This window comes from Glutamicibacter sp. MOO4 (genome assembly GCF_056934395.1).
This window is the reverse complement of sequence record NZ_CM167800.1, coordinates 3,014,051-3,025,798: the sequence shown is the minus strand read 5'-3', so window position 1 is coordinate 3,025,798 and position 11,748 is coordinate 3,014,051. Positions and strand designations below refer to the sequence as shown.

The 11,748-nt window shown below is 57.1% G+C and carries 9 protein-coding genes and 1 riboswitch; of the genes, 6 read left to right on the top strand and 3 right to left on the bottom strand.

The window, feature by feature from the left end; all coding sequences use genetic code 11:
* Nucleotides 1-2: 2 nt before the first annotated feature.
* A riboswitch (TPP riboswitch) is annotated at nt 3-97 on the top strand.
* The 5 genes from thiM (at nt 87) to AC1Z3F_RS14120 (ending at nt 5,874) form a co-directional block, all read left to right on the top strand.
* On the top strand, nt 87-881 hold the full coding sequence (gene thiM / locus AC1Z3F_RS14140) for a hydroxyethylthiazole kinase (protein ID WP_483566125.1): 795 nt from the start codon (nt 87-89) through the stop codon (nt 879-881). Its footprint overlaps the riboswitch before it by 11 nt.
* Nucleotides 874-1,515: a thiamine phosphate synthase gene (thiE, locus tag AC1Z3F_RS14135; RefSeq protein WP_483566124.1), complete on the top strand. Its 642-nt coding sequence runs from the start codon at nt 874-876 to the stop codon at nt 1,513-1,515. Before thiM ends, thiE begins: the two co-directional genes overlap by 8 nt.
* Entirely contained in the window at nt 1,512-2,939 is a 1,428-nt protein-coding gene (gene thiD, locus AC1Z3F_RS14130) for a bifunctional hydroxymethylpyrimidine kinase/phosphomethylpyrimidine kinase (protein ID WP_483566123.1), read from the top strand. Before thiE ends, thiD begins: the two co-directional genes overlap by 4 nt.
* A gap of 29 nt (nt 2,940-2,968) precedes the next feature.
* Nucleotides 2,969-4,246 carry a uracil-xanthine permease family protein gene (locus tag AC1Z3F_RS14125; protein WP_483566122.1) on the top strand — a complete coding sequence of 426 codons (1,278 nt, stop codon included), beginning with the start codon at nt 2,969-2,971 and terminating at the stop codon, nt 4,244-4,246.
* A gap of 221 nt (nt 4,247-4,467) precedes the next feature.
* Nucleotides 4,468-5,874 carry a sugar porter family MFS transporter gene (locus tag AC1Z3F_RS14120; RefSeq protein ID WP_483566121.1) on the top strand — a complete coding sequence of 469 codons (1,407 nt, stop codon included), beginning with the start codon at nt 4,468-4,470 and terminating at the stop codon, nt 5,872-5,874.
* 85 nt (nt 5,875-5,959) lie between these two features.
* On the opposite strand, the gene AC1Z3F_RS14115 is transcribed toward AC1Z3F_RS14120, so the two are convergent.
* Nucleotides 5,960-9,148, bottom strand: coding sequence for an HAD-IA family hydrolase (locus AC1Z3F_RS14115; RefSeq protein WP_483566120.1), 3,189 nt, complete (start codon nt 9,146-9,148; stop codon nt 5,960-5,962).
* Nucleotides 9,149-9,204: 56 nt separating this feature from the next.
* Here AC1Z3F_RS14115 and AC1Z3F_RS14110 point away from each other — a divergent pair, with 56 nt between their 5' ends.
* Nucleotides 9,205-10,218, top strand: coding sequence for a hypothetical protein (locus AC1Z3F_RS14110; RefSeq protein WP_483566119.1), 1,014 nt, complete (start codon nt 9,205-9,207; stop codon nt 10,216-10,218).
* A 10-nt stretch (nt 10,219-10,228) separates the two neighbouring features.
* On the opposite strand, the gene AC1Z3F_RS14105 is transcribed toward AC1Z3F_RS14110, so the two are convergent.
* Together AC1Z3F_RS14105 and AC1Z3F_RS14100 are read right to left on the bottom strand one after the other, a co-directional pair.
* On the bottom strand, nt 10,229-10,957 hold the full coding sequence (locus AC1Z3F_RS14105) for a glycerophosphodiester phosphodiesterase family protein (protein WP_483566118.1): 729 nt from the start codon (nt 10,955-10,957) through the stop codon (nt 10,229-10,231).
* Nucleotides 10,954-11,748, bottom strand: a complete 795-nt coding sequence (locus AC1Z3F_RS14100; protein WP_483566117.1) for an HAD family hydrolase — start codon at nt 11,746-11,748, stop codon at nt 10,954-10,956. Before AC1Z3F_RS14100 ends, AC1Z3F_RS14105 begins: the two co-directional genes overlap by 4 nt.

Below are 11,748 nucleotides of genomic sequence, written 5' to 3'. Positions count from 1 at the left end.
AAATCAGTGACACGGGGTGTCGGAGAAGCCGACTGAGATGAAACCCGTCGAACCTGATCTAGTTCACGCTAGCGGAGGGATGTCGCATGACTCTGCCTACCGTTGCCCAAAAATACCGGCAACACTCCCCTTTAGTTTTTTGCCTGACGAATACCGTCGTCACCAATTTCACCGCCAATGTCCTACTGGCTTCCGGCGCTTCACCAGCTATGACTAATCTGCCTGGCGAAGCTGGCGGGTTTGCTGCTTTTGCTTCTGCAGTGCTGGTGAATCTAGGGACTCCAAGCACCGAGCAAATGGTTGCCATGGAAGAATCGGTACTCTCGGCGAGCGCAGCAGGCACCCCGTGGGTATTGGATCCTGTGGCCGTCGGCGCCCTGTCGGTACGCACCGACTTCGCCCGGCGCATAGTTCAAGAACACCCCACCTTGATCCGTGGAAACGCTTCGGAAATCCTCGCCTTGGCGGGCAAGGATTCAAGCGGCCGAGGTGTTGACGCAGCAGATACCGTGCAGGCGGCCCTCGACGCAGGACGTGAACTGGCACAAGAACACGGCTGCGTTGTTGCTATCTCCGGCGAAGCCGACGCGATCATCGACGCTACCCGTACCGTACTGGTACACACCAACGGCATCGGACTGACCAGAATTACCGGTGGCGGATGCGCACTAGGTGCCTTTAACGCTGGCATGCTCGCGGTGCACGAGGACCCCTTTGAAGCCTCCATTGCCGCCCACGGTTTTTATGGCCTGGCCGCCGAAAAGGCACTGGCCGCAAGCACCGGCCCGGGAAGCTTTGCCGTGGCATTCATTGATGCGCTGGCCGCCACGGAACCCGAAGAATTACAGACTTTGAAGTACGAGGAACTGAACCATGGATAATATCGGCGCCTACCTAGTAGCCAACACCGCCAGCTGCACTCCACGCACCACCCTGGAAGTTATCCAAGGAGCAGTGGCCGGCGGCATCGAATGGATTCAGCTGCGGGCCAAGGATGAGACTGCCCGCGAATTCTTTGAACTGTCCTGCGCTGCAGCCCAACTAACCAAGGGCAAAGCCAAACTATTGATCAATGACCGGATTGACGTCTTCTTAGCTGCCCGCGCTGCCGGAGCTGCGGTCAACGGTATCCATATCGGGCAAAAAGACATTCCGGTGCGACTTGCACGAGAGATTATCGGCGAAGGCATCATCGGTTTGAGCGCTTCCACCGATGAACAACTGGCACAGGCAAATCTCGAAGCAGAGGTCATCGACTACTTGGGTGTTGGTGCAGTGCGTGCCACTCCTACCAAAAAGGATCACCCAACCCCGTTGGGTCTTGACGGTTTTATCCGTGCAGCATCCTTGACCGAACTACCGTGTGTAGCCATCGGCGCCATTACCGCTCAGGACGCAGCTGCGATTCGCGCTGGCGGAGGGTCGGGCCTAGCGGTAGTTCGTGCCATCTGTAATGCCGAGGATCCACAAACGGCCAGCGAGCAGCTAGTTTCAGCGTGGACGGTGGCACAGTGAATAATATTCTCTCAATTGCCGGCTCTGATCCTTCCGGTGGCGCCGGCATTCAGGCGGATCTAAAAGCCATTGCCGCTAACGGTGGTTATGGCATGTGCGTGATTACGGCATTAACCGCGCAGAACACCCAAGGGGTCAGCGCAGTACAAGCCATTGATCCCGGCTTTGTCTTAGCCCAGTTGGAATCCATTAGCGCTGATATACAGATTGACGCCATCAAGATTGGCATGCTGGCCAATGCTGAAGTAATCCGCGCGGTCAGTAGCTGGCTGGATACCGTAGATGCGCCGGTAGTTCTAGACCCGGTGATGGTAGCCACGAGCGGAGACCGATTACTAGAAGATGAGTCGGCACTCGATTCACTGCTGGACCGCGCCTGCGTCATCACCCCTAACCTACTTGAGCTAGCAAGCTTGCTACGCGAGCCAGCGGCCACACAATGGCCACAAGTCCTAGAGCAGGCACAGCGACTGGCCGCCAAGCACGACGTTCTGGTTTTGGCCAAGGGCGGACACCTGGCTGGAGACTTCTGCCCCGATGCGCTAGTTGGGTCCACTGGAGTGCTGGCCGAGTTCAGCAGCCCCCGACACCAAACCAAAAACACCCACGGCACCGGCTGCACCCTCTCCAGCGCCTTGGCTACTATCTACGCCACCGACGGTGACTGGGTCCAGGCTCTTGAGAAGTCCAAGGCCTATCTGGTGCGCGCTATCGGCGCAGCCGATCAACTCACTGTGGGTAGCGGGCATGGCCCGGTGAACCACTTTGTAGACTTCTTCAGCGACGCAGATCCCATGCAAGAGTGGTGGCAACAAATTGATGGACTGCGCGGATCCATTGATGGGTTGGAATTCATTACTCAGTTATCTGATGGGACACTGGCCTCAGCAGACTTTGAGTACTACCTGTCCCAAGATGCCCTGTATCTTAAGCGTTACGCTCAGGTATTGGCCGAGGCCAGTGCCTTGGCGCCAGATCTCGAAGCACAACGCTTCTGGGCTAGCTCGTCCAGTGCAATCTTGGAAGGCGAATTGCAGCTGCATCGCAGTTACCTTGCTGAAGGTACCCCAAACCCCAGTGCGATCACACTGAACTATGTGAACCACCTGGCGGCGTCCAAACAAAGCTACGGGGAACTAATTGCCGCAATCCTGCCCTGCTACTGGCTATATCAAGACATTGGTAGGCGCCTAGCCGCGGCCAATCACGATCAACACCCTTATGAAAAGTGGTTGAGCACCTACGCATCGGAAGAATTCGATCTAGCTACCGAGCAGGCCATCAACATGGTGCGTTTGGCGTGGAAGCAGGCTGATGGTGCTCTGCGTGAGCGGATGAGGGTGGCATTTGTGCGATCTTCAGAACATGAGTTGGCCTTCTTCGATCAGGCACGACAGAACCGAGTAGAATTTTCTACGGTCTGAAACGCGCGGGCCACGATCTGGAGGATTGTATGAGCTGGAGCATTCACGGCAACGGAAAGACCATCAACCCGGGCGAAGTTGTCGCCCCGGAAGAACGGTTGCACTGGCCACAAACCATTTCCATTGGTGCCCAGCACATCCTGGCGATGTTTGGCTCCAGCATTCTGGTGCCAACTCTCACCGGCTTCCCGGTCACCACTACCTTGCTGTTTACCGGCTTGGCCACCATCATTTTCTTGCTGATGACCAAGAACAAGGTACCTAGCTACCTTGGTTCATCCTTCGCGATGATCGCTCCGGTCATTTCCACCACCCAGTCGCATAGCATGGCTGGTGCCCTTGGCGGCATCGTCATGACTGGCGCGCTGCTCTTTGTGGTGGGCCTGATTGTGCAGGCTACCGGTACCGGATGGATCCACGCTTTGATGCCACCGGTAGTTATGGGCACCATCGTTGCGCTGATTGGCTTGAACCTCGCCAGTGCAACGCTGGCACCGATGACCGATTTCCCGCTGACTACATTCTTGACGGTGATTTTCACGGTACTGGCTACCGTGGCTTTCAAGGGTCTACTTGGACGCCTGTCGATTCTGGTTGGTTTGGTTCTTGGTTACCTGTTGGCATTGGTCCAGGGCCAGGTTGATTTCAGTGCCGTGGGTGAAGCCAGTTGGGTTGGTCTGCCTCAGTTCACGACCCCAACTTTCCATCTTGATACCGCATTGATGTTCCTGCCGGCTGTTTTTGTGCTGATTGCCGAGAACATCGGGCACGTACGCACCGTGGGTGTGATGACCGGACGAGACCTCTCGAAGTTCAATGGTCGCGCGCTGATGGCTGATGGTGCGGCCAGCGTTGTTGCCGGACTCGGTGGCGGTTCTGCCACCACCACCTACGCCGAGAACATCGGCGTGATGGCAGCGTCCCGCGTATACTCCACCGCCGCCTACTGGGTAGCGGCCATTGTGGCCATGGCGTTGGCCTTCCTGCCGAAGTTTGGCGCACTAGTGGGCACCATTCCGGTCGGAGTTATCGGCGGCTTGGGCATCGTGTTGTACGGCATGATCGGTATTGTTGGCGCGCGCCTTTGGATCGAGGCGAAGGTTGACTTTGGTAATCCGATCAACCTGATGACTGCCGGCGCCGGACTGATCATCGCTATTGCCGTAACCAGTGATATTGCCTTTGGACAGTTCCAGCTTGGTGGTATCGCCTTGGGTTCCATCGCTACCTTGGTGGTCTTCCACTTGATGCGCACGGTGGCGAAGCTGCGTGGCAATGACCTCGCTGACACTTCGAAGGAATCCTGAGAGTTTAAAATATTTTTCGGCCGGCCGGTGTTGCGAGTTTGCTCGTGACACCGGCCGGCTTTTCTTTGCAATCTCCCTACTGGTTAGGCACGAGAGGTGAGCAGGGGAGGTCAATTCTGAGTGGCACATGTAAGGACTCCTTCCAAAATGTGATGGTTATCCCATCAAAAACTGAAAATTACGGATTTTGACCCCGCCTAAATCAGATAGCATGGCTCATTGTGACTGCGACAACATCAGACGGAAAACTCTCCGCGCGACTCATCTTCATCGCCCTTGGGGCGGCACTAGGTGGGTTCGTTTTTGGATATGACTCATCAATCGTTAACGGCACCGTGGACGCTGTCGAGCACGAATTCGGGCTCAACGCGGTAACCATCGGTTTCACTGTTTCCTGCGCCCTACTCGGCGCAGCTCTAGGCGCATGGATTGCAGGTGTGGTCTCCGAACGTGTAGGCCGCGTTCGCACCATGGTCTTTGCTTCCATCCTTTTAATCATTTCAGCCATCGGCTGTGGCCTCTGCTTCAGCGCAGCTGACCTCATCGTATGGCGCATCGTCGGCGGTATCGGCGTGGGCTTCGCTTCGGTGATCGCTCCGGCCTACATCGCCGAAATCTCCCCAGCAGCCCACCGTGGCCGCTTGGGCACCATGCAGCAGATGGCCATCGTGCTTGGCATCTTCGTAGCCTTCCTGATCAGCGCCCTGCTGGTCTTCGTTATGGGCTCCGCAGACGCTACCGGTTGGTTCGGTCTGGCTGCTTGGCGCTGGATGTACCTCTCGCTGGTAGTCCCAGCCGTGATCTACGGTGCGCTGGCTCTGCGACTTCCAGAATCCCCTCGCTACCTTGTTGAGCGTGGACGCTTGGTTGAGGCCGCTGCGGTTCTAACCCGCGACATGGGCATGAACCCAGGGGTAGAAACCGAAAAGAAGATCGAAGAGATCCGTTCCACCGTGCACGTGGAGCGTCGCCAGAAGTTCAGCGACCTGCTGGGCCGCTTTGGCTTCCACCCACTGGTTTGGGTTGGCATCTTGCTCTCGGTCTTCCAGCAGTTTGTTGGTATCAACGTGATCTTCTACTACTCCACTACGCTGTGGAAGTCGGTAGGCTTCGCCGAATCGGATTCATTCACGATTTCGCTGATCACCTCGATCACCAACGTGGTGGCCACCGTCGTGGCAGTGCTGCTGATCGACGTTCTAGGACGCAAGCTGTTGCTGACTATTGGTTCGGCAATCATGACCCTGTCATTGGGCATGATGGCTATTGCCTTCGCTCAGTCGGTCACCATCGACGGCGCAGTGTCCCTGCCAGGTAGCTGGGGCATCATCGCCTTGGTTTCGGCAAACCTGTTTGTGGTCGGCTTTGGTGCCACTTGGGGTCCAGCCGTATGGGTATTGCTCGGGGAAATCTTCCCGAACTCCATCCGTGCAATGGCTCTGGGTGTGGCTGCTGCCGCACAGTGGATCGCCAACTTCATCGTTTCCACCACCTTCCCGGCACTTGCCGATGCTGGTCTGGCTCTGGCCTACGGCATCTACGCGGTCTTTGCCTTGCTCTCCTTGATCTTCGTGATCTTCATGGTCAAGGAAACCAAGGGACGCACCCTGGAAGACATGAAGCTGTAAAACAACAACGCTCAAAGCTGAGTACAAAAAATGTGGCTAGAACCCGCCCGGGTTCTAGCCACATTTTTTTGCCTAACGACAGGTGCTACCAAGCCTTGCGCGGCAGGTCGACTCCGGCCTCGCTTTGGACTTCCAGTACCTTTTCCAAGGTCGGACGTCCCTGGCGTACCGGGCCTTGGTCGGCGAGCGCAATGGTGATCGACTCGCCAGGAATCAGGTCTATCTGCTGACCGCGGACCCAGATGGGACGCGAATGGGCCCCATCTAGCGTGAACTCGATGGATTCGCTTTCCAAGCGCACTGCAATGCGCATGCCGTGCCAAGCCAGCGAGAAACTGATTGAACGCCAGCTTTCTGGCAGACGCGGGTCAAAGCAGAGCCGGTCATCATCATCACGAAGTCCAGCAAAACCATAAATCAGCGCGGACCACACACCACCGGTGGAGGCCACGTGCACCCCGTCTCCGGTATTGCCGTGCAGATTCTCCAGATCCACATTCAGCGCATGCTCAAAGTACTCCCACGACAGTTCTCGGTAACCCACCTCGGCAGCCAGAATCGACTGCACCGTGGCCGAGAGCGTGGAGTCACCCGTAGTCAGTGGATCATAGTAATTAAAGTCGGCAAGCTTCTGCTCGGCGGTGAAATCACTAGAACGCAACCACAGTGCCAGCACCGCATCGGCCTGCTTGATCACCTGGAAGCGATAGATCACCAGCGGGTGATAGTGCAGCAGTAGTGGACGCTTATCCGGGCCGGTGTTTTCCAGATCCCATACTTCACGGTTTAGGAAGTGCTCGTCCTGCGGGTGAATGCCTACCGATTCCGAATATGGAATATGCATGCAATCCGCGGCCTTGAGCCACAGGCTAATCTCGTCCGCTTCTAGACCCAATTGTTCAGCGAGCTTGGCGTAGTGTGCCGGACGTCGCTGGGAGAGCTCGGTCAGCAGCTGGGCGCTGCGGCGAAGGTTAAAGCGGGCCATGACATTGGTGTACAGGTTGTCATTAACTACCGCGGTGTACTCATCCGGGCCGGTCACACCGTGGATGTGGAATCGTTCGTTGCCTTCCTGGCCACGCCAGAAACCAAGGGACGCCCACATGCGAGCGGTACCGACCAGAATCTCGGCGCCGCCGGCAAGCAGGAACTCGTCGTCCTCCATCACGCTCAAATAGCGATTCAGTGAATATACGACGTCCGCATTGATGTGATACTGCGCGGTGCCCGCAGGATAGTAGGCACTGGCCTCTTCACCATTGATGGTGCGCCATGGGAAGAGCAGGCCGGCTTCGTTCATGATGCTGGCTCTGCGTGTGGCGGTCGGAATCATCGCAACTCTGGCACGCAGTGTATTACGGGCCCACTGTTGGTTGGTGTAGGTCAAGAACGGCATTACATAGATTTCGGTATCCCAGAAATAGTGCCCGGAGTAACCGTTACCGCTCACGCCCTTGGCGCTGATGCCCAAACCGTCAGCACGCCCGGCAGCTTGCGCCAGCTGGAATAAGTTCCAGCGGATCTTGCGCTGCATGCTGGTGTCATCACAATCCACCAGCACATCACTGCGTTCCCAGTAGTCCGCCATAAACGCACGCTGGGTGCGTAGGTGCTCGTCCATGCCCTGGGCTACCAGGTGGTCCAAGGCTCGATCCGAACGTAGCAACATTTCTTGTGCCGGGTGGCGGCGCGAACAGTTGTACACCGCAAACTTCGAGACGCGGATTCCTTGTCCTGCTTCCAGACGGGCGCTGATGACCTCATCAGCACGCTCGTCGGCGCTGCTGCGGGTGATGAGCAGTTCTTGCTCTGCGCCGCCTGTGGTGCTCACCTGGTGCTCGACGACCGCCGCCACCGACATCCCGGAACCAGGAACCTGGTATGAGACTCCAAGCCTGGAGCCATGCACCGAGTGTCCGGCCGGGTGTAGCGCGTTGACGCTAGCCTCCTCGCTCTTGCGCGGATCGGGCACGCCAGCCTTGGAGGCATCGGTCTCTTCAGGGGAGGCTACGGTCCGCTGGGAGCTATAACCAATCACCGAAGACTGCACCAGTACTCGTGCTGGAGCATCAAGCAGGCGTACGTGGACATCCTGAAGGGCTAGGTGCCTGTCAGTAAAGGAAATCATGCTGCGAGACATCACAGCCACCCGGTGACCTTCTGCAGTGCGCCACAGTGTGCGTGCGCACAGGGTGCCGTCGCGGAAGTCCAGGCGCAGCTCATCGTTCAGCATTTCGGTACGCCCTACTTCAAGGGCCTCATCGTTAATAAAAACGCGAAGAGTCCTGAAGTCCGGGGCGCTGATCATGGTCTGCCCGGTTTCGGCTAGGCCGAAGGCACTTTCTGCGTGCCGGATCTCCCATGCCTCATGCAGTCCATTGATGAACGTGCCCCCGGATTGGTCCCCCAGCCCCAGCTGGGCTGCGCGCGCACCGAGGAAGCCGTTGCCTAGGGAGAAAACGGTGTCCTGAGCCCCATCGGAGTCGCGCTGCTCATCGCGTAGCAGCGACCAGGAATCGGTATCCCAGGCTTGTGCCGAATCTTCGGTAGCCAGCTCGGCGAGGTCTTCAATCACAAAGTGCGCGCCGGCAGCGAGCAGCTCTTCTTCGTTATCTTCACGGGCTACGCCGATGACCCCAAAGCCTCCGGCGCGTGCCGCGGCCACACCACTGGTGGCATCTTCAATGACCACGCACTCTTCGGGACGCCAGCCTAAATCAGCGGCGGCAGCCAAGAAAGTATCCGGAGCTGGTTTGCCGGCCAGCGAGCGGGCAGCGGCTTCTTGTCCGCCCATCACCAGCGGGAAGTGCTCATCAAGGCCCGCGGCGGTAAGCACCATCCGGGCATTTCGTGAAGAGGACACGACGGCCACATCTAGCCCGGCGTCAAGCACCTGGCGTAAGAAGGCCACGGAACCTGCATAGGGTTCGATACCGTCGCGCACCAGCACTTCGGTGAACTTGTTGTTTTTCATGTTGCCCAAGGCGCAGACGGTATCTTCTCCCGCAGGATCATCCACGGTGCCCCAGGGCAGTTCTATTCCGCGAGAAGCAAGGGTGGCTTGGACCGCGTCATAGCGCGGGCGTCCGTCGAGCAAGCTGAAATAGTCTTTGTCGGTGTAGCTGGCCACGCCCGGAAATTTGTCAAAAAAGGCAGTGAAAAGTTCATGCCACGCCTTGCGGTGAAGCAAGGCCGTCGGGGTGATTACACCATCCAGATCAAAGAGGACGGCTTTGTAATCACGGTGTCGGTACTCAGGTCGATAAGCGTTCACGATCGAAATCCTTCGAAAGAGGAGCAAATTACTAGCCGTAGTCCATACGGTAGCAAGTGAACGCGTTTGCATCGACATACTACGATAAGAACGTGGCACAGTGGATAGATTTGTTCAACAGCGATACCTGGCGTGAGTCGACCGCCGCATGGATCGATTCGGCCTGCGAGTCCTACGGGATTAAGCGCACCGCTCCCCCGGAATTCTGGCCTGCCCAATTGCACCAGATTCAGGCCTCGGTGAAGACCGACGCCGCTGATCTGATTTTCAGCGCCAACGCGCCCGGGCTGGCCGCTGAGCCAGCGATCACCGTATCGGCCGGCCAGTTTTTGCCCGACCGTGTGGTGATGCCACTAGCTGTTGACCGGAGCGCCGGCTACATGCTCTGCCCCGACTTTGGCCACTGCCTGGCTGATCTGGGTGACTCGGTGGAGCACTGGGAGATGGCGTTGTCCTCCTTGGGTTCCTTCCAAGTAGCCCTCATGGGCCGCGAAGACGATTTTTTTGACTCCGGTGTGACCGTAGTGGATCCGCAGTTCTTGCCAGAGCAGTTTGAACAAGCGCTCATGATGCATGTTTCGTTGCCAGTAGAGCACCCACTGCACATTGATGGGGCCCACGCGGATCGCTTGGCTGGACACATTGATCAGCTCACCAGCGCCTGCGCCACACTCCACGAGGGACCGGTACCGCTGAGCCTTGAGCACGGAAACTTTGATCTGACCCAGGTAGTAGTTCCCGGTGAAGCTGGGGAACACGGTCGCATCTTGAATTTGTCATCAGCGCACTGGGCCCACCCATTCTCCTCGTTGAAGACTGCGCTTGAAGCAATGACGGAGGCGTGGAATTGTGACACGGGTGATGAGCGGGTCATGCAGGCCTTGTTCGCCTACCTGGATCAGTTTGCCGCCTATGGCACTGCCGATGAGCTTTACGATCTGATCGATCCAGCGCGCCTCGTTGCTCCGCTGTCTCAGCACGAGACCTGGCTACGCCTACTGCTGGATGCCAACGATGAAAAGTTGCGCGAAAACGCTCCAGCCGTTTTGGCAACGCTGGATCTTGCCTAGTTCAGAGGCCTCAGGACTTCTGTGACGCCAGAACCTTCATCAGCAGCTCAGCTTCATCGGAAATGATCGCGTCAACTTCGCGTTCAACCAATAGCCTCATGGTTGGCTCGTCGTTGACGGTCCACACGTGCACCTGAGATCCGGCGCGCTGTATGGCCTTAATGAAGCGGTTGGTAGCCACCGGCAGTCCGTGTAGCTTAAATGGAATCTGAACGGCCCAGTACCCCTTGACCAGCTTTTTGGATACCCAACCCAAAAGATGGGCGCTGATCCACATCACTGTGATTTCCCGGCGTCCCGGCGAGCGCTTGATGGGTGCTGAGAGCAGGTGTTGCACCGCGTGGGTGCGTGCACTTTGGAATGCGGCAATCGCGATTTGTTCGTGCGCCCCACGGCGTTCAATCAGTTCCGCCAGGGGTCCAATGACCCGATCATCTTTGACATCAAGGTTGAAGATAGCTTCGGGGAAAGCATCCAGCACCTCGTCCAAGGTGCATAACGGCTGACCGCCAGCAAGGACGTCAGCCAATTCCGCGTCGGTGCGCTCAACAAATTTTCCACTGGCATTGGTGACCCGATCCAAGGTCTCATCGTGGAACAGGAACACGGTGCCATCGGCTGAGGCATGCAGGTCTGATTCCAAATGGGTCACGCCCAAGGCAGCTGCACGCTGGAAAGCGATGAGCGTATTTTCTTCATCCCCGGTGCGGACACCACGATGTGCAAAAGCGAAAGTCATTTCAGTAGTCCCTCAATGATTTGGGCGACGCCATCCTCGGCAAAGGATGGTGCTTGGTAGCGGGCACAAGCCAACGTGGTCGGGTGCCCCGAAGCCATGGCGTAGCCATGTTGGGCAAATTCGAGCATCTGAATATCGTTGGGCATATCCCCAAACGCCATAACCTCATCAGGGGTGATACCCAAGCGTTGGCAATACTCGTTCAACGTCTTGGCTTTGTTGATATCCACGTGGGCCATCTCTAAAAGGGAAACGTCAAAAGCCGAATGAGTGATTGATACTAGTTGATGTAATTCAGGCTGCACCGCAGCATAAAAATCATCCATCGTCAGTTTTCTTGAGCGAGCTAGGAACTTAACGATGCCTTCTTGATCAATTTCATCCGAGGCTAGATCCAATTCCGCACAGTCATCAAGTCGGTGATGGGGTTCGGCAAAACCGTCCGAGAGGTGCAAGCCCTTGGTGGTTTCGGCGGCAAAGCTAGCTTCCGGGTCCACCTGCAAAATGATTTCTGCAGCTTTACGTGCCAAAGCAGCGCTGAGCGTGCGTGACCAGATCACTTCGTCTTGTTCTAAGTCGTAGAGCACCGCGCCGTTGGAACAGATCACCGTGCCTAAGCCACCAAAGGCTTGGATGATCGGACTTAGCCAGCGAAAGGGTCTGCCGGTGACAAAAACGATCTGGATTCCGGCTTCTCGAGCGTCTAAGAATGCGCGTCGAGTACGCTCGGAAATGGTCCCGTCCGGGGAAACGATAGTCCCGTCCAGGTCCGAGGCGATCAGCTTGATCAC

Coding starts and splice junctions, on each gene's coding strand:
- thiM (WP_483566125.1), top strand. CDS start 87: ATGACTCTGCCTACCGTTGCCCAAAAATACCGGCAACACTCCCCTTTA.
- thiE (WP_483566124.1), top strand. CDS start 874: ATGGATAATATCGGCGCCTACCTAGTAGCCAACACCGCCAGCTGCACT.
- AC1Z3F_RS14125 (WP_483566122.1), top strand. CDS start 2,969: ATGAGCTGGAGCATTCACGGCAACGGAAAGACCATCAACCCGGGCGAA.
- AC1Z3F_RS14105 (WP_483566118.1), bottom strand. CDS start 10,957: ATGACTTTCGCTTTTGCACATCGTGGTGTCCGCACCGGGGATGAAGAA.